Here is a 16,472-nt window from a genome sequence, read left to right on the forward strand (position 1 = left end):
GCGAGGCCCTGGCCCCATCCCCGAGGAGAAGGGCGAGGAGGGCAAACGCCGGCCCGAGCGGTGCAGTTCCTGGCGGCGTCAGCCCCCGAAGGCGAGCAGCGCGGCGAGGGCGAGCATGAGCGCCGCGACGCACCCGTCCAGCACCCGCCACGCCGCGGGCCGGGCGAAGAACCCGCTCAGCGCCCGCGCCCCGTAGCCGATGAGCGGGAACCACAGGGCGCTCGCGGAGGCGGCTCCGGACCCGAACGCCCAGCGTCCCGCACCCTGCGCATTGGCGAGCGAGCCGAGGAGCACGAGGGTGTCGAGGTAGACGTGCGGGTTGAGCCAGGTCAGCGCGAGGACCGTCGTGAGCGTGGCCCCGAGGCCCGCCGGACCGGCCCCTCGGGCGGCGTGGAGAGTGCCGGGATGGAGCGCGCGCTTGGCGGCGAAGAACCCGTAGGCCACGAGGAAGGCCGCCCCGATCCAGCGGATCGCCTGCAGGAGGAGGGGCGCGCCCTGGACGGCCGCGCCGATCCCGGCCACTCCGGCGAAGATCAGCACCGCGTCGCTCAGGGCGCACAGCACCACCACGGGGAGCACCCACTCGCGCTTGATCCCCTGCCGGAGCACGAACGCGTTCTGCGCGCCGATCACCACGATCAGGCCGAGGCTGGCGCCGAATCCGGCGAGGTAGGAGAGGAACACCCTTCGACGGTACGGGCGCCCCATATGAAGATCAACTAACCGTATCTACAGAGGCATTAGGATCTCTTCATGGACTTGGAGCAGCTGAGGGCCCTCGCCGCCGTGGTGGACCAGGAGACGTTCGAGGCCGCCGCCGACGAGCTGCGCATCACCCCCTCCGCCGTGAGCCAGCGGATCAAGGCCCTCGAGCGCTCGGTGGGCAGCGTGCTGGTGCGCCGGCTCAAGCCCGTGGTCCCCACCCCGGCGGGGGAGCGCCTCCTGCGTTCGGCCCGCCAGCTGCTCCTGCTCGCCGACGAGGCGCTGCTCGCCCTCCGCTCGGAGCAGGCGCACGACGCCGCCCGGCCGGGTTCCGCCGGCGGCGTCACCGAGCTGCTGCGGGTCCCGATCGTGGCCAATGCCGACTCGATCGCCACCTGGCTGCCCCCCGCGATCCGCGAGGTGGCACTGGGAGGCCGGATCGCCGTCGAGCTCCTGCGCGACGACGAGCACGCGACGGCGGACCTCCTCCGCTCCGGCGACGCGGTCGGCGCCGTCACCGCGGATCCCCGGCCCGTCCAGGGCTGCAGCGTGCGCCCGCTCGGGACCATGGTGTACCGGGCGAAGGCCTCGGCGGAGTTCGCCGCGCGGTGGTTCCCACGCGGGGCCACGGCCCAGGCGCTCGGGGCGGCGCCCGTCATGCAGTATGACCGCAAGGACAGCCACCAGCTCGCCCTCCTGGCCCGGGTGGCGCCGGAGGCGACGCCGCCGCAGCACTTCATCCCGGACTCCGTGCAGTACGTCGAGGCCGTGCACGCCGGGCTCGGCTGGGGCATGGTGCCGGATCAGCAGGACCCCCGCGGCGACCTCGTGGAGCTGGCCCCGGACTGGCGGGAGGACCTCAGGCTCTACTGGCAGTCGTGGACGCTCGACTCGCCCGGCCTCGCGGAGGTGGGCGACGCCGTGGTGCGCGCCGCCGCCGTGCTGCGGCGGTGAGGCGCGCCTCCGGCGGCTCAGTCGTTGAGCGGGATGCCGTGGGCGTCCACGCGGAAGTAGTCCGTGCGGGCGAGGATCAGGATGCCCTCGATGAAGCCCCAGATGCCGATCGCGAAGCTGAGGATGCCCAGCGAGAACAGGCCGAGGAAGAGGCAGCCGAGGAGCTGGATGAGGCCGATCGCCGTGTAGCCCAGGTAGAAGCGGTGGATGCCCAGCCCACCGAGGAAGATGCCGAACAGGCCTGCCGCGACCCTCGACTTGGGCTGGCGCTGGACGACGACCTGGGGGTAGGGAGGCGGGTAGGACTGGGGTGCGTAGCCCTGGCCGCCCTGCTGCGGCTGCGCCTGGGGGTACTGCTGGGGGTACGGCTGGGGCGCCGGCTGGCCCTGCAGGTGGGCGTCGGGCCCCTGCGGTCCGTAGGGTGAGGGCCGAGTGCCCTTGTTCTGGGCGTGGTCGGGGTACTGCTCGCTCATGGCGGACCTTTCGTGCGTCAGACTGTGGGACCGCGTCCGGCACCCCTCCCCCCAGAGAGCACGGACAGGCTTGCATGGCGCGGCAGCACGATCGTGTCATTTGGACATGTCCAAAGCAAGCCGTCGCGGCACGCTAGAGCCGCCGCCCGAACCCCCGCACGGCGAGGGCGAGGAACACGACCGCGAACACCACAGTGATCGCCAGCTCGGTCCAGATCGAGAGGGTCCAGCCGAACATCGTCACGTCGCTGGGGAAGCGGGCCAGCGCCGCGGCCGGCAGGTTCTGGGCCCCGAAGACGACCGACCGCAGCGGCGCGACCGCGTACGTCAGCGGATTGAGCCGGGTGAGGATCTCCAGCCAGAGCGGCAGCCCGGCGAGCGGGAACAGGGCGCCCGAGAGGAAGATCATGGGCAGCAGCACGAGCTGCATGACCATCTGGAAGCCCTCCATCCGGGTGATGCGGCTTGCCACGAAGACCCCGAACGCCGTGAGCGCGGCGGCCATGACGAACTCGATGGCGATCACCGCCGCGATGGTCAGGAACGTCAGGTCCACCCCGACGAGCGGCGCGAGCACGAGCATGATGGTGCCCTGCCCCGTGGCCACCGTCGCGCCGCCCGCCGTCTTGCCCAGCACGAGCGCCCAGCGCGGCACCGGAGCCACGAGCATCTCGCGCAGGAACCCGAACTCCCGGTCCCACACGATGGAGATCGCGCTGAAGATCGACGTCGACACGACGCTCATTGCCACGATCCCGGGGAACACGAACTTGCGGAAGTCCAGCCCTCCCGTGGTCCCGACGAGGCTGCCCATGCCGTACCCGAGGACAAAGAGGAACAGCAGCGGCTGGGCGAGGCCGGTGAAGATGCGCGACGGCGTGCGCACGTACCTCAGCAGCTCGCGCTGCCAGACCATGCCGATCGTGCCGAGGGAGACCGTGCTGGCGGAGACCCTGCCGCGGGCGACCGCCCGGGTGCCGGACATGGCTACCTCCTGCTCCTCCACGCGGGCGAGAACGCCTGCTGCTGCTCGCCCTGGTCGCGGATCTGCCGGCCCGTGTAGTGCAGGAACATGTCATCCAGGGAGGGCTCGTGGATCTGGGCTGAGAGGACGCCCCCGCCGAGCAGGGCGATCACCGCGGGCAGCTCCGTCGCGGCATGCGCGGCCTCGACCGCGAGCCGGCCGCCGTCCTGCGTGCAGCGGTAGCCGGACGCCTCGAGCGTGAGCCGCGCCGCGGCGTCGTCCGCCGTCTGCAGGAGGATGCTCTCCGCCCCGGCAGCCGCCCTGAGCTCCTCGGGGGTGCCGAGCGCGATGAGCCGGCCGTGGTCGATGATCCCGATCCGGTCGGCGACCTCGGCCTCGTCCATGTAGTGGGTCGTGAGGAACACCGTCACCCCCTCGTCCCGGCGCAGGGTGAGGATGTCCTCCCACATGACCGACCGGGTCTGCGGGTCGAGGCCGATCGTGGGCTCGTCGAGGAAGAGGACCGCCGGCGTGTGCAGCATGGCCCGGGCGATCTCGAGCCGCCGGGCCATGCCCCCGGAGAACGTCGCCACCAGATGCCTGCGGCGTGCCGAGAGGCCCACGAGTTCGAGGACATGGGCGATCCTCGCGGCCCGCTGCACCCGCGGGACCCCGTAGAGGACGGCGTGGAAGCGGAGGTTCTCCTCGGCCGTGAGCTGCTTGTCCAGCGTCGTCTCCTGGAACACGGGGCCGATGTGGGCGCGGACCTCGTGGGGGTCGGCGACCACGTCGAATCCGGCCACGCTCGCCGTCCCCGAGGTGGGTGCGGCGAGGGTGCACAGGACGTTGATCGCTGTCGACTTCCCGGCGCCGTTCGGCCCGAGGAAGGCGAACACCTCGCCGGCCGCGACGTCGAAGCTCAGACGGTCGACGGCGGTGACCTCACCGAACGCCTTGACCAGGTCGCGGACGCGGATGGCTGGCGCAGCGTCCATACTGCGAGGCTACGCAGGCGCCCCCGGCGGCGTCAGGGCCGATGGGCCCGGGGCCCCTCTGCCGAGGCGGCCTGCGGCAGCCGCGCACCGGGCGCCCCCGACGCCTCAGCGGCTGCGGGGGTCCGCGCCCGGACGGCGGAACCGGCCAGGACGACCAGCGCCAGGACGACGATCATCCCGCAGTAGCCCATCGCGGTGGGGGTGAGCCCGATCCCCTGGGCGAGGGCGCCGGCGGCGACCGCCGGAACGCTGTTCGCCAGGTAGCTGACCACGTAGACCGCCGAGAGCAGGCCCGCGCGCTCGTGGGGGGCAGCCTGGGGCATCAGGATCCTCAGGACCGCGAGGAAGCCGGCACCGAAGCCGACGCCGGCGACCACCGTGGCGGCGAAGTACAGCCCGGTGGAGCCGAGCGCCAGCGCCGCCACCGTGCCGCCCATGCCCGCGATCAGGGCGGCCATGCCGAGACCGAGCACGGCGGAAGGGCGGGCCGAGCCCAGCAGCAGGGTGGCCACGCCGCCGGTGCCGGTCAGGGCGGCGACGACGAGCCCGGTGAGGAGCACGGCCTGCGGACCGGCCAGGGACCGGACGAGGCTCGGGCCCAGGGAGAGGATCAGGCCGCCCAGCGACCAGGTGGCCACGGCGGCGGGGAGCACCCACAGCGCGGTCCGGCGCGTGGCCCGGGGGAACCGCACCTTCGGCACGAGGGAGGCCAGCGCTCCCGGCTCCCGGGCGGTGGTCTCCGGGCCCAGCACGGTGGCCACGAGCTGCAGGGCCAGCACCGCGCCCAGGACCACGTAGACCAGCTGGACGGAGCCCGGGGCCGCTGCGACCAGCAGGCTTGAGCCGACCGCGCCGAGAGCCAGCCCCAGGCCCGGGCCGGCGCCGTTGAACACCGTGCCCAGCCCCGGGCGCACCGCGTGCTCGAGATCGATCAGATAGGCACCCAAAGTGCCGACAGCCGCCCCAGTGGCCAGCCCCTGCAGCAGCCGCGCCAGGATCAGCGCCGCCGGGCCGTCCGCGCCGATGAACACCAGCATCGCCACGAGCTCCAGGGCCAGGGCTGCGAGGAGGACCGGGCGCCGGCCCAGATGGTCCGAGAGCGAGCCCGCGACGAGGAGCGCGACGAGCAGGGCCAGCACGTAGGCGGCGAAGATGACCGTCAGCACCACCGGCGGGAAGGCCCACATTGCCTGGTAGAGGGGATAGAGCGGGCTGGGTGCACTGGAGGCGGCCATCAGGACCACGAGCACGGACGCCTGGATCCAGAACGCGGTGCGCTCGGAGAGGAGGGGACGGAGACGCCGACGCAGGGACGACATGCGGGCCTTTCGCAGAGACGGAAGAACGCGAAGATTTTGCGTTTGAGCGTAGTCCTCGTTCGCCATAACGCAAAATATTCGCGTTATCCTGAGGGGTGTCCACTCCCGATCCCCGTCCCGGCGGCCGCGCCGCCCGCGTCCAGCAGGCCGTCCACGATGCGGTGCGCGCCCTGCGGGCGGAGGAGGGCGGCGACGCCATCACGGTGCCCCGGATCGCCGCCAAGGCGGGCGTTGCGCCCTCGACGATCTACCGCCGCTGGGGAGGCCTCGGCGGGCTGTTCGCCGACGTGGCCGTCGCCAGGCTCCGGCCCCAGGGACCCCCGGACACGGGCTCGGTCCGCGGGGACCTCACGGTTTGGGCCGAGGAGTACATCGAGGAGGCCGCTTCCCCTACCGGACGGAAGTTCATGCGCGACATGGTCTCCGGCGGCACCGACGGTGCCAGCGCCGTCCGCGGGGGCGCCTACGCCCGGGAGCGGGTCGAGACGATGCTCGGGCGCGCGCGCCAGCGTGGCGAGGCGGCCCCGGAACTCGAGGATGTCCTCGACGTGGTGCTCGCGCCGATCGTCTACCGCATCCTCTTCGAGCCCGGCGACCTGTCCCCGGAGCTCGCCCCCAGACTGGTCGGCCGCCTCTTCGGTTAGCCCACGCGCAGGCACCCCGGCCTTCCTTCGCCCCCGGAGGGCTGTCCGCGACCCGGGGTGGTCCTATCCGGAGGCGACGGCGAAGAGTCCTACCACGCCCGCCAGGTAGAGGACCAGCACGATGAAGGAGTCGGCACCCATGCCCACGATCCGGCGCTTCGGGCGGAAGATCAGGCTCATGACGTAGACGAGCGTCAGCAGGATGGCCAGGGCAGTGAGGTAGATGTCGGTGTTGTGGGCCTGGGGCAGCACCGGCTGGCCCGAGATGAGCACTGCGACGAGGAAGAGCACGGGCAGGAAGGCATTTCCGCCGAAGATGTCGCTGACGGCGAGCCTGTAGTCGCCCTGCTTGACGGACGCCAGGCCGGTGGAGATCTCGGGCAGGGAGGTGGCCAGCGCCAGGATCGTGGCGCCGAAGAGCACGCCCGAGAGCCCGATGTGACCGGCGATCGCGTCGCCGCTGCGCTCGAGCGCGACACCGGCGAGGAGCGTGGCCACGGCTGCCACGGTGAAGATGAGGGCGGCCCGGCCTGTGCTGGCCTTGGCGCCCTTGCTGCCGTCCCCCGAGTCCTTGCTGTGCCCCTTCGGCTCGGCCTGGGACCCGGGGGCGTTGCCCTGCTCGTGCCAGGGAAGGCCCTTCTGGCTGCGCTGGACGGCGAGGAGGCCGACGACCCACACGGCCGTGATCAGGACGGCGGCGGGGGTCAGGCGGAAGGCGACCAGGCTCGAGGGCATCTGGCTGCCGGCGACGACGACTCCCAGGACCCCCACGACGGTGACCGCCTCGATGACGAGCGTCAGGGAGGACGCCCGGTACATGAGGGGTTCCCCTTTCCGCGTGCCGAAGGCATCCAGGACAACGAGGACCACGGTCTGGACCGCAATGCCGCCGAGGATGTTGCCGACGGCGACGCCCAGGTTGCCCGAGAGCGCCGCGCTGACCGTGATGGCGATCTCGGGCAGGTTGGTGGCGACGGCGAGCAGGATCAGGCCGCCCAGTGCCGAGCCGAGGTGCAGCCGTGCGTCGAGGACGTCGGTCTGTTTCGAGAGCTGGATCCCCGCTACCCAGACCACCGCGGCTGCGGCGACGAAGAGCAGCAGGAGCGCCCAGAGCGGCCATGATGACATCCGTGATCCTCCTCGCCTCCAAGGCCCTGGGGCAGGAGAGCCGCCGGGCCGACGCCTGACCTCCTTCCCGCTCATTGCGCGAGCCAAACAATTGCATCGGCGCAATCGTTGCTCTAACATCACGGCTAAAGCGGACCGGCACCGCTGCGGATGGACTCGCCTGGGAGACAGGCGGAGACGGCGCAGGCGCGTGAGGGCTCCTGCTTCCCCTGGCCGCCACGATCTGATCGGCGTCATCCGGCAAGGAGGTCCGGCATGAAGAGCACCCGCAATCCGCCCCGACAGGCCGCCGAGGGGTCCACTGACCTCGCGGCCGAGTACGTGGGGCTCGCCGATGCGCTCGCCCACCGCTTCAGGTGCCCGACCCATGACCAGGAGGATCTGCGCCAGGTGGCCCGGCTGGCCCTGGTGAAGGCTGCGAGGAGGTATCGCGAGGACCTGGGCCACGGCTTCGTGCCCTACGCGGTGGTGAGCATCGAGGGGGAGATCAAGCACTACCTGCGGGACCAGAGCTGGATGGTCAGGCCGCCCCGTGCTGTCCTGGACCTGCGGCTCAGGATCCGCTCCGTCACGCCCCGGCTCCAGCAGCGGCTGGGCCGCGAGCCAACGACGCAGGAGGTGGCGGACGAGATGCACGTCTCGGTGGAGAGGATCATCGAGGCGAACGTGGCGGACTCCGCCAGGATGGCACCGTCAATCGAGGTGCTCGATCGGGAGGAGGAGGGCGCCGAGGGGCCTCCCGTGAGGATCGCGGCCTGCGAGGACCCCGGATTCGCCCAGGTGGAAGCCGCCCAGACCGTGGCCGCCGCCCTCGCGGACGCGTCACCCGAGGACCTCGAGCTCCTCCGCCTGCGCTTCGGGCTCGAGCTGACCCAGGCCGAGATCGCGCGCCGGCTCGGGACGAATCAGATGAATGTCTCGCGCTGCCTGAACCGGCTGTTCACGAGGCTCCGCCCGCGCGTGGGCGTCGACGCCTCGGAGTGGGGCGGCGCCTAGGCCGGCCGGCCGGGCCCGCGCGAGTGGCGGCCCACGAGCCGGAACCGTCGCTCAGCGGAGCGTCCGAGGCCGCCGAGGATGGCCAGCACGGTGGTGCAGGGCCAGCGCTCGAGGCAGTCCCCGCACGGCGATCCGACCTCTTCGCCCGCTGGGGCATGGATCTGAAGGAGCAGCTCGCAGTCCCCCAGCGAGTACGTGCCGTGGGACATCCCGCGCCTGCGGGCCTCGGGGATCATCTCGAGCATCGTCACGTGCAGCGACGAGGCCGTATCGGGGAGGGGCATGTCTGGGAACATACCCGGCCGGCAGGACGGGGAAACCGAGAGTGGTCGAATCGGTTGTGTGCAGGCGGCGGTGCCCGCCCTGCGCGTCGCGCAGGGCGGGCACGTCACCTGCCGGTCCGGGACGGGTCAGTCCTCGGGATCGAGGACGAAGTCGTAGACCATCTCCTCGCCGTGGCCGTCCGCTGCCGGCTTGGGATCGAGGATGAGCTCGGGCTTGACCGCCGAGGCGATGTCGTCGTCGTTGTGCGCGTCGCCCGGGAAGTACAGCTGCGCCGTGATCTGCTGGTGCCCGGGCGCCGAGACCTTCACGTGGATGTGGGCGGGCCGCCATGCGTGCCAGCCGGCCGCGGCGATGAGCTTGCCGCATGCGCCGTCCGTGGGGATCTGGTACGGCGCGGGACGCATGGTCTGGATCTCGAAGGTGCCGTCCTCGTCGGCCAGCACCGTTCCGCGCAGGTTCCACTCGGGCAGGCCCGGGGCGTACTGCGAGTAGAAGCCGGCACCGTCGGCGTGCCAGATCTCCACCTTGCCGGGCAGGCCCTTGCCGTCGAGGCCGCGGATCTGGCCCTTCCAGGTCAGCTCGGTGCCGGGCTCGTCGTCCCGGCGCGGCAGACGGGCCGGCGTGGGCTGCTCGGGGGAGTCCGGGACGTAGTACGGGCCCTCGATCGTGCCCTTGGAGCCCTTGCGGTCCTCGGTGGCGACCTCCTCGACCACGTGCTCGACCCACACGTCGAGGAAGAGCGGCCACTCGCCGTCCTCGCCCACGCCGATGAGCCACTCCTTGAGGGCGTTGTACTCGTCGTAGGTCACCTTGTGCTCGCGGATCGTGGCGTAGACGGCCTCGAGGACCTCGCGGGCCAGAAGCGAGACGCGCTCCTTCGGGACCTCCAGGCGGTTGCGCTTGCCGCTCTCCTTGAAGCGCTCGGTGGCCTTGCTGCCCGATTCGGCAGCCTTCGCGTCGAATTCGCTCAGGGTCTGGCTCATGGTCATCCTCCTCGATGATGTGGCTTGGGAAAAGTGGTGATGTGCGGCACAGGGGCTCGCCTTGGCCTTCACGCTACGAGCCGCCATTGCGTCGGCACAAATACCTAGTTCCATTCAATTGATATGCCCAACGTTTCAAAAGCACCCTTGGCCGACCCTAGGCAAAACTCCGGTGTGATCCACCCCACTCCTTGGAAGGATCGATCAAGCCCGCAACGAGGATGTCGCGGGCAGCCTGAAGGCAGAGGGAGGAAACCATGACGGAAGCCCTGGACCACGTCCGCGACCAGCTCTCCGACGCGCTCATCGAGGACGCATCGACCGGCACCTACCGCGCCAAGCGCAGCATCTTCACCGATGAGGAGCTGTTCGAGCTCGAGATGAAGTACATCTTCGAGGGCAACTGGGTCTACCTGGCCCACGAGAGCCAGATCCCCAACGTCGGGGACTACTTCACCACGTACATCGGCCGCCAGCCGGTCGTCATCTCGCGGGCCAAGGACGGCGAGCTGCACGCCCACATCAACGCGTGCAGCCACCGCGGGGCCATGCTGTGCCGCCGCAAGACGGACAACCGCACCACCTTCACGTGCCCCTTCCACGGGTGGACCTTCTCGAACAACGGCAAGCTGCTCAAGGTCAAGGACTCCAAGGGGGCCGGCTACCCGGAGCAGTTCAACACGGAGGGCTCCCACGACCTCACCAAGGTGGCCCGGTTCGAGAGCTACCGCGGATTCCTCTTCGGCAGCATCAACCCGGAGGTGAAGCCCCTCGCAGAGCATCTCGGCGAGGCCGCAAAGGTCATCGACCTCATCGTGGACCAGTCGCCGGAGGGCCTCGAAGTGCTCCGCGGCGCCTCGACCTACACCTATGACGGCAACTGGAAGGTCCAGGCCGAGAACGGCGCGGACGGCTACCACGTCTCCGCGACCCACTGGAACTACGCCGCGACCACCGCCCGCCGCGGCACCGGGGAATCCGCCAACGAGACCAAGGCCATGGACGCCGGCACGTGGGGCAAGCAGGGCGGCGGCTACTACTCGTTCGAGCATGGCCACCTCCTGCTGTGGATGTGGTGGGGCAACCCGCAGGACCGCCCGAACTTCGACAAGCGCGAGGAGTGGACCGAGCAGTTCGGGGCCGAGCGCGCGGAGTTCATGATCGGCGCATCCCGGAACCTGTGCCTCTACCCCAACGTCTACCTCATGGACCAGTTCAGCTCGCAGATCCGGCACTTCCGCCCGATCTCCGTGGACAAGACCGAGGTGACCATCTACTGCATCGCCCCCAAGGGCGAGTCGGCCGATGCCCGCGCGAACCGCATCCGCCAGTACGAGGACTTCTTCAACGCCACCGGCATGGCCACCCCGGACGACCTCGAGGAGTTCCGCTCCTGCCAGAAGACCTATCTCGCCACCGCCGCCCCGTGGAACGACATGAGCCGCGGCGCCGCCCACCAGATCACCGGGCCTGACGAGACGGCGAAGGGCCTGGGCCTGAACCCGATCTCGAGCGGCGTCAGGACCGAGGACGAGGGACTCTACCCGATCCAGCACGGCTACTGGCGCGAGCGCATGCGCGCCGCCGTCGACGCCGAGTCCAACTGACCCGCAGGCACAGAAGGAGACCCCCATGACGCTGATGACCACGATCGTGCCCGGGACCATCGGGCTCGAGGACGTCCGCCAGTTCCTCTACCGCGAGGCCAGCTTCCTCGACGACCGCGAGTTCGACCGCTGGGTGGACTGCTACCACCCCGAGGCCGAATTCTGGATGCCCGCCTGGGCCGACGACGACACGCTCACCGAGGACCCGCAGCGCGAGATCTCGCTCATCTACTACCCCAACCGCGGCGGCCTCGAGGACCGCGTCTTCCGCATCAAGACCGAGCGCTCCGGCGCCACGAGCCTGCCCGACCCGCGCACCGGGCACAACATCACCAACGTCGAGATCCTGCGCCAGGAGGGCGACGTCGTCGACGTCCGCTTCAACTGGTTCACCCTCTACTACCGCTACAACACGGTGGACACCTACTTCGGAGTCTCGTTCTACACGATCGACTTCTCCGGCACCCAGCCGGTCATCACCAAGAAGAAGGTCGTCCTCAAGAACGACTACATCCACCACGTCGTGGACATCTACCACATCTGAGAAGGCCTTCAGGAGGACTCCATGACTGACACGAACCACTCCGTTGCCCTCGCCTTCGAGGACGGCGTCACCCGCTTCATCACGGTTGCATCCGGCCAGACGGTCGCCGATGCCTCCTACAGCGCCCGGATCAACATCCCCCTGGACTGCCGCGACGGCGCGTGCGGCACGTGCAAGGCCTTCTGCGAGAGCGGAAAGTATGACGGCGGCGACTACATCGAGGACGCGCTGACCGACGACGAGGCCGAGGCAGGCTACTGCCTCCCGTGCCAGATGACCCCCGAGAGCGACCTCGTCCTGCGGATCTCCGGCACGGCCGAGATGGCCAAGAGCGGCATCGGCACGTTCCAGGCGACCATCGTCAAGCTCCACTGGTACGCCGACAACACCGCGGGCCTGACCCTCGCCGTCGAGGACCGCGAGAGGCTGGCCTACCTGCCCGGCCAGTACATGAACGTCCAGGTCCCGGGCACCGACCAGGAGCGCAGCTACTCCTTCTCGAGCGGGCCCGACGCCGAGCAGCTCACCTTCCTGGTCCGCACCGCGCCGGACGGCGCGATGACCACCTACCTGAAGGAGCGGGCCGCCGAGGGCGACACCCTGACGCTCGAGGGCCCCAAGGGCAGCTTCTTCCTCCGGGACGTCAAGCGCCCCGTGCTCATGCTCGCCGGCGGCACCGGGATCGCCCCCCAGCTGGCCATGCTCGAGAAGCTCTCCGCGGGGGCGGCCGCCGGCACCGTCCCCGCGTTCCCGATCCACCTCGCCTACGGCGCGACGTGGGACAAGGACCTCGTGGAGGTCGAGGCCCTCGAGCGCTACGCGGCGACGATCCCCGGCTTCACGTTCAGCACGATCGTGGCCGACGCGGACTCGCAGCACCCGCGCAAGGGCTACGTCACCGGGCACCTGCTGCCCGAGCACCTCAACGACGGCGACGTGGACGTCTACCTGTGCGGTCCGCCGGCGATGGTCGATGCCGTGCGCCGCTACTTCGACGCCGAGGGCATCGAGCCGACGAACTTCTACTACGAGCGGTTCGCGGTCGGCGCGGCCGCCCCGGCCCTCGCTGGGGCGGGCGCGGCGTGAGCACTGCAGCGCGCGCAGCCACGGCAGACGCCGCCGAGGCCCCCGCCCCGTCCGTCCATGCCGGGCGGTTCGCCGGCAGGGCCGTGGTGGTCACCGGAGCGGCCCAGGGGATCGGCCGCGCCGTGGCCGAGAGGATCGCGGCCGAGGGCGGCGAGGTCACCCTCGTGGACCGCGCGGACCTCGTGCACGAGGTCGCGGAAGGCGTGCGCGGTGCCGTCGAGGGGGGCGGCACCGCGCACTCCGTCACCGCGGACCTCGAGACGTTCGACGGCGCGCTGGCGGCCGTCGAGGCCGCCGTCGCCGCGGCGGGGCGCATCGACGTCGTCATCAACAACGTGGGCGGGACGATCTGGGCCAAGCCCTACGAGCACTACACCCCGGAGGAGATCGAGAAGGAGGTGCGCCGCTCCCTGTTCCCCACGCTGTGGATGTGCCGGGCCGCCCTGCCGCACCTCATCGGCCAGGGCTCCGGGACCCTGGTCAACGTCTCCTCGGTGGCCACCCGCGGCGTCAACCGCGTCCCGTACGCCGCCGCCAAGGGCGGGGTCCGCGCCATCACCACCGCGCTCGCGCTCGAGGCGGCTCCGCACGGCGTGCGCGTCGTCGCGACCGCCCCGGGCGGGACCGAGGCGCCGCCCCGCGCCGTGCAGCGCGGGCCGCTCCCCGCCTCGGAGCAGGAGAAGGAGTGGTACCGGCAGATCGTGGACCAGACGGTCGAGTCCTCGCTGATGAAGCGGTACGGCACGCTCGCCGAGCAGGCCGCTGCCATCTGCTTCCTCGCCTCGGACGAGGCCTCGTACATCACGGGCACCGTCCTGCCCGTGGCCGGGGGAGACCTGGGCTAGCTGTACCCGGCCGGACGCCGTCCCCGGCGCCCGCGCGGGGTCCGCGCTAGCCTCGTAGGCATGCTGAATCCCCACGAGGACGTGGTTGCGCGCGACCGGGAGCTGGCCGAGCTGGACAGCCTCCTGGCCGCCGGCCGCTGCGTGGTCATCGAGGGCCCGCCGGGCGTGGGTGCCACCGCGCTGGCCCGCGCGTCCGCCGCGCACCGCACCGGAGCCACGCTCCTCCGGGCGTCCGCGACTCCCTGGGAGGAGGCGCTGGCGGGAGGCGTGCTCGCCCAGCTCGGCATCGCGCCCGCCCAGGACCGGCCGGGGCCGCCAGCCGAGCCGCCGCAGCACGCCGGCGGACAGCCCGAGTGGCTCCCCGCCGGCCGCGCGGCCCTCGAACACCTGGGGGCCCTCGCGGCCCGGGGTCCCCTCCTCGTGCTGCTCGACGGCATCGAGCACGCCGACGCGCTCTCCCTCGAGGCCCTCGCCTTTGCGCTGCGGCGCGCCCCCGGTCCCCTCCCGGTCCTGGCCACGTGCACCGCCGCGGGCACCCGGCCGGACAGCGCGGCGGCCGTGTTCGCCGACGCGGTGGGCGCGCGCCGGCTGCGGCTGGGGCCCCTCACCCGCGCGGGCCTCCGCGAGCTCGCCGAGGCCCGGCTCGGCACAGGCCTCGCTCCCACAGCACTCGAGGCCCTCTGGCGCGTGACCCGCGGGAACCCCGGGCTGGCTGTGACGGCCCTCGCGGAGGGAGTGGAGGAGCTCGGGGAGGCGGGATTCGCCGCGGAGGGTCCGCGCGGCGTCGTGCGGTCCCTCGCCGCCCGGACCGCCGCCGCGCTCGCGGCCCTTCCACCCCCGGCCCGCGCCCTGGTCGAGGCGATGAGCGTCCTGGGCGGGGCGGCCGGCGCGGCCGAGGCCGCGAGGCTGAGCGGGCTGCCGGACGACGCCGCCCTCCTCGCCGCCGCCGACGCCGCCTGGGCCGCCGGACTCCTCACGGTCCGCCGGGAGGACGGTGCCCTGCGGCTCGAGGCGGCGGATCCGCTCGCCCTCGAGGCCGTCCACGACGCCCTCGGCCCGCAGCGGCGTGCCGTCCTCCACGCCCGCGCCGCGGGGGCCGCCGCCGGGACGGCCGAGCGGGTCCGCCACCTCGTGGCCGCCGCGGTCCTGCCCGACGCCGCCCTCGCGGCCACCGTGGACGGCCTCGCCGAGGCAGAGGCGGCCGCCGGCGACTGGGGCGCCGCCGCGGATGCCCTCGTCGCGGCCGCGAGGCTCCACGTGGACCCCGCGCTGCGCGAGGACCGGCTCGTGCGGGCGGCGGAGGCGATGGTGGGCGCCGGCGACCTCGCCCGCGCCGCCCCCCTGGCCCGCCAGATCGAGTCGCTCCCGCAGAGTGCCGGACGTGACGCCGCGCTGGCCTACCATGCGATCCACACGGGCCAGGCGCGCCGGGCGGGCGTGCTGCTGGAGCGCGCCTGGGAGACCCGCCCCCCGACCGCCTCCGCCGACCTGTCCGCACGCATCGCCCAGTACCGCGTCCTCGACGCGCTCGGGAACTGGGACGGCCACGCCATGCTCGCGTGGACCGAAGCCACGGTGCGGCTCGCCGGCCCGGACAGCTCAGCGGGCATCGAGGCCCGCGCCATGCTGGGGCTCGCCCTCGGGTCCCTGGGGCGCCGGGATGAGGCGCGCCGCGCCTACGACGAGCTCTCCGCCTCCCCGCATCTCGCCGCCCGCGACCAGCGCCTGCACTTGGGCAGGGGGTGGCTCGCCCTGGCACTGGATGACCTCGACACCGCCCGGCTCGAGCTGCGCGCCGCGATCGCGCCCGCACCGCGGCCCGGATCCCTGCGCATCGGCCTCTGGGCCCATGCGTGGCTGGCGCGGGCCGAATTCGCCGTGGGCCGGTGGGACGATGCGCTCACGACGGCGCGCACCGGGCTCGCCCTCGATGGCCCCGTGGGGATGGACCTCGTCTCACCGCTTTTGCACCTGACCGTGGCCCAGATCAGCGCCCTGCGCGGGCAGCGCACCGTGGCGGCGCAGCAGAGCGCCCTCGCGCAGTGCGGCCCCGAGGCGTACCCGGTGATGCGGGTGGCCGCGGCCATGGCTGCCGCGGCCGTGGACGAGAGCGCCGGTGACTACGCCGGTGTGCTCCGCGCCTACGCGCCGCTCGTCGCCGACCGCCCGCCGGGGCTCGACGAGCCCGGATTCTGGCCGTGGCAGGACGTGTATGCGAATGCCCTCGTCATGGTCGGCGACCTCGAGGCGGCGGATGCCTTCCTCACGCCACTCGAGGCGGCCGCCGAGGCGGTGGGGCACAGGAGCACCACGGCGCGCCTCGCCTCCGTGCGCGGCCGCCTCCTCGGTGCCCGCGGCGAGGTCGACGGCGCGGTCCGGGTCTTCGAGTCGGCGCTCGCGGCCCTCGAGGGCCTGACCTTCCCCTGGGGCGTCGCGCGGGTCCGCTTCGCCTACGGCCAGACGCTGCGGCGGGCCGGGCGGCGCCGGGACGCCACCGCCGTCCTCGCCGCCGCGAGGGACGCCTTCGCTGCGCTGGGTGCGAGCGTCTACGTGGCCCGGTGCGAGCGGGAGCTGCAGGCGGCCGGCACCGGAGCCTTCCGCACCCGCCCGGGGGCCGCCGGGACGTCCGACGCCGCCGCGCCAGCCCCGTACGCCCCCGCCCCGGCGGCCTTCACGTCCCAGGAGGAAGCGGTGGCGCGCCTCGTGGCCGCCGGCCACAGCAACCGCGAGGCGGCGCGCGAGCTGTTCGTCTCGGTCAAGACCGTCCAGTACCACCTCACCCGGATCTACGCGAAGCTCGGGATCGGGTCCCGCTCGGAACTCGCCGCCCTGTACCGGCGCGAGCCGCCCGCCGCTCCGGACCGATCAATATCCGAACAGTCTCAATAAGTCGTGATTGGGTATTTCTCCTGACCGAACGCTCGTCCTAACCTGAGGGGGAGGGTGG

Annotated in this window: 16 protein-coding genes; 8 read left to right on the forward strand and 8 right to left on the reverse strand. The window is 72.2% G+C overall.

Annotated features, from left to right (window positions below):
- Window positions 1–78: 78 nt before the first annotated feature.
- Window positions 79–708 (reverse strand): LysE/ArgO family amino acid transporter, encoded by a 630-nt coding sequence (locus J2W20_RS13430; RefSeq protein WP_307007173.1) that lies wholly within the window; start codon window positions 706–708, stop codon window positions 79–81.
- 45 nt (window positions 709–753) lie between these two features.
- Between J2W20_RS13430 and J2W20_RS13435 the strand changes: the two genes are divergently transcribed.
- Window positions 754–1,656 (forward strand): ArgP/LysG family DNA-binding transcriptional regulator, encoded by a 903-nt coding sequence (locus J2W20_RS13435; protein ID WP_307007174.1) that lies wholly within the window; start codon window positions 754–756, stop codon window positions 1,654–1,656.
- Window positions 1,657–1,673: 17 nt separating this feature from the next.
- Here the strand turns inward: J2W20_RS13435 and J2W20_RS13440 are convergent, their stop codons facing one another.
- From J2W20_RS13440 to J2W20_RS13455, 4 genes are all read right to left on the reverse strand, one after another.
- Window positions 1,674–2,129 carry a TM2 domain-containing protein gene (locus J2W20_RS13440; protein WP_307007175.1) on the reverse strand — a complete coding sequence of 152 codons (456 nt, stop codon included), beginning with the start codon at window positions 2,127–2,129 and terminating at the stop codon, window positions 1,674–1,676.
- A 133-nt stretch (window positions 2,130–2,262) separates the two neighbouring features.
- Complete coding sequence (locus J2W20_RS13445) at window positions 2,263–3,114, reverse strand: ABC transporter permease (RefSeq protein ID WP_307007176.1); 852 nt, start codon at window positions 3,112–3,114, stop codon at window positions 2,263–2,265.
- Between the two features lie 2 nt (window positions 3,115–3,116).
- Window positions 3,117–4,088, reverse strand: a complete 972-nt coding sequence (locus J2W20_RS13450) for an ABC transporter ATP-binding protein (protein WP_307007177.1) — start codon at window positions 4,086–4,088, stop codon at window positions 3,117–3,119.
- A gap of 32 nt (window positions 4,089–4,120) precedes the next feature.
- On the reverse strand, window positions 4,121–5,407 hold the full coding sequence (locus tag J2W20_RS13455) for an MFS transporter (protein ID WP_307007178.1): 1,287 nt from the start codon (window positions 5,405–5,407) through the stop codon (window positions 4,121–4,123).
- Window positions 5,408–5,502: 95 nt separating this feature from the next.
- On the opposite strand from J2W20_RS13455, the gene J2W20_RS13460 reads away from it, so the two are divergent.
- Window positions 5,503–6,051 (forward strand): TetR/AcrR family transcriptional regulator, encoded by a 549-nt coding sequence (locus J2W20_RS13460; RefSeq protein ID WP_307007179.1) that lies wholly within the window; start codon window positions 5,503–5,505, stop codon window positions 6,049–6,051.
- A gap of 63 nt (window positions 6,052–6,114) precedes the next feature.
- Here the strand turns inward: J2W20_RS13460 and J2W20_RS13465 are convergent, their stop codons facing one another.
- Window positions 6,115–7,179, reverse strand: a complete 1,065-nt coding sequence (locus J2W20_RS13465) for a sodium:calcium antiporter (protein ID WP_307007180.1) — start codon at window positions 7,177–7,179, stop codon at window positions 6,115–6,117.
- A 255-nt stretch (window positions 7,180–7,434) separates the two neighbouring features.
- Between J2W20_RS13465 and J2W20_RS13470 the strand changes: the two genes are divergently transcribed.
- Window positions 7,435–8,175, forward strand: a complete 741-nt coding sequence (locus tag J2W20_RS13470) for a sigma-70 family RNA polymerase sigma factor (RefSeq protein ID WP_307007181.1) — start codon at window positions 7,435–7,437, stop codon at window positions 8,173–8,175.
- Here the strand turns inward: J2W20_RS13470 and J2W20_RS13475 are convergent.
- On the reverse strand, window positions 8,172–8,459 hold the full coding sequence (locus tag J2W20_RS13475; protein ID WP_307007182.1) for a hypothetical protein: 288 nt from the start codon (window positions 8,457–8,459) through the stop codon (window positions 8,172–8,174). The genes J2W20_RS13470 and J2W20_RS13475 overlap by 4 nt on opposite strands.
- 126 nt (window positions 8,460–8,585) lie before the next feature.
- Window positions 8,586–9,443, reverse strand: coding sequence for a catechol 1,2-dioxygenase (catA, locus tag J2W20_RS13480; protein ID WP_373458018.1), 858 nt, complete (start codon window positions 9,441–9,443; stop codon window positions 8,586–8,588).
- Between the two features lie 257 nt (window positions 9,444–9,700).
- On the opposite strand from catA, the gene benA reads away from it, so the two are divergent.
- The 5 genes from benA to J2W20_RS13505 are packed head-to-tail and all read left to right on the forward strand — an operon-like array spanning window position 9,701 to window position 16,414.
- On the forward strand, window positions 9,701–11,050 hold the full coding sequence (gene benA / locus J2W20_RS13485) for a benzoate 1,2-dioxygenase large subunit (RefSeq protein ID WP_307007184.1): 1,350 nt from the start codon (window positions 9,701–9,703) through the stop codon (window positions 11,048–11,050).
- 25 nt (window positions 11,051–11,075) lie between these two features.
- Window positions 11,076–11,594 carry a benzoate 1,2-dioxygenase small subunit gene (gene benB / locus J2W20_RS13490; RefSeq protein ID WP_307007185.1) on the forward strand — a complete coding sequence of 173 codons (519 nt, stop codon included), beginning with the start codon at window positions 11,076–11,078 and terminating at the stop codon, window positions 11,592–11,594.
- Between the two features lie 21 nt (window positions 11,595–11,615).
- Window positions 11,616–12,680, forward strand: coding sequence for a benzoate 1,2-dioxygenase electron transfer component BenC (benC, locus tag J2W20_RS13495; RefSeq protein WP_307007186.1), 1,065 nt, complete (start codon window positions 11,616–11,618; stop codon window positions 12,678–12,680).
- A complete protein-coding gene (locus J2W20_RS13500; protein WP_307007187.1) occupies window positions 12,677–13,525 on the forward strand; it encodes a 1,6-dihydroxycyclohexa-2,4-diene-1-carboxylate dehydrogenase in 849 nt (282 codons plus the stop codon). The genes benC and J2W20_RS13500 overlap by 4 nt, the downstream gene beginning before the upstream one ends.
- A gap of 60 nt (window positions 13,526–13,585) precedes the next feature.
- The gene (locus J2W20_RS13505; RefSeq protein ID WP_307007188.1) at window positions 13,586–16,414 is read left to right on the forward strand and encodes a helix-turn-helix transcriptional regulator; all 2,829 of its coding nucleotides are present in this window, start codon (window positions 13,586–13,588) and stop codon (window positions 16,412–16,414) included.
- Window positions 16,415–16,472: the final 58 nt, after the last annotated feature.

The sequence above is a fragment of the Sinomonas atrocyanea genome (assembly GCF_030812675.1).
GTDB classification, from domain to species: domain Bacteria; phylum Actinomycetota; class Actinomycetes; order Actinomycetales; family Micrococcaceae; genus Sinomonas; species Sinomonas atrocyanea_B.

Bases quoted from the DNA above. Each gene is read 5' to 3' on its own strand.
- J2W20_RS13430 (WP_307007173.1), bottom strand. From the start codon at position 708: ATGGGGCGCCCGTACCGTCGAAGGGTGTTCCTCTCCTACCTCGCCGGA.
- J2W20_RS13435 (WP_307007174.1), top strand. From the start codon at position 754: ATGGACTTGGAGCAGCTGAGGGCCCTCGCCGCCGTGGTGGACCAGGAG.
- J2W20_RS13440 (WP_307007175.1), bottom strand. From the start codon at position 2,129: ATGAGCGAGCAGTACCCCGACCACGCCCAGAACAAGGGCACTCGGCCC.
- J2W20_RS13445 (WP_307007176.1), bottom strand. From the start codon at position 3,114: ATGTCCGGCACCCGGGCGGTCGCCCGCGGCAGGGTCTCCGCCAGCACG.
- J2W20_RS13450 (WP_307007177.1), bottom strand. From the start codon at position 4,088: ATGGACGCTGCGCCAGCCATCCGCGTCCGCGACCTGGTCAAGGCGTTC.
- J2W20_RS13455 (WP_307007178.1), bottom strand. From the start codon at position 5,407: ATGTCGTCCCTGCGTCGGCGTCTCCGTCCCCTCCTCTCCGAGCGCACC.
- J2W20_RS13465 (WP_307007180.1), bottom strand. From the start codon at position 7,179: ATGTCATCATGGCCGCTCTGGGCGCTCCTGCTGCTCTTCGTCGCCGCA.
- J2W20_RS13470 (WP_307007181.1), top strand. From the start codon at position 7,435: ATGAAGAGCACCCGCAATCCGCCCCGACAGGCCGCCGAGGGGTCCACT.
- J2W20_RS13475 (WP_307007182.1), bottom strand. From the start codon at position 8,459: ATGCCCCTCCCCGATACGGCCTCGTCGCTGCACGTGACGATGCTCGAG.
- catA (WP_373458018.1), bottom strand. From the start codon at position 9,443: ATGAGCCAGACCCTGAGCGAATTCGACGCGAAGGCTGCCGAATCGGGC.
- benA (WP_307007184.1), top strand. From the start codon at position 9,701: ATGACGGAAGCCCTGGACCACGTCCGCGACCAGCTCTCCGACGCGCTC.
- benB (WP_307007185.1), top strand. From the start codon at position 11,076: ATGACGCTGATGACCACGATCGTGCCCGGGACCATCGGGCTCGAGGAC.
- benC (WP_307007186.1), top strand. From the start codon at position 11,616: ATGACTGACACGAACCACTCCGTTGCCCTCGCCTTCGAGGACGGCGTC.
- J2W20_RS13505 (WP_307007188.1), top strand. From the start codon at position 13,586: ATGCTGAATCCCCACGAGGACGTGGTTGCGCGCGACCGGGAGCTGGCC.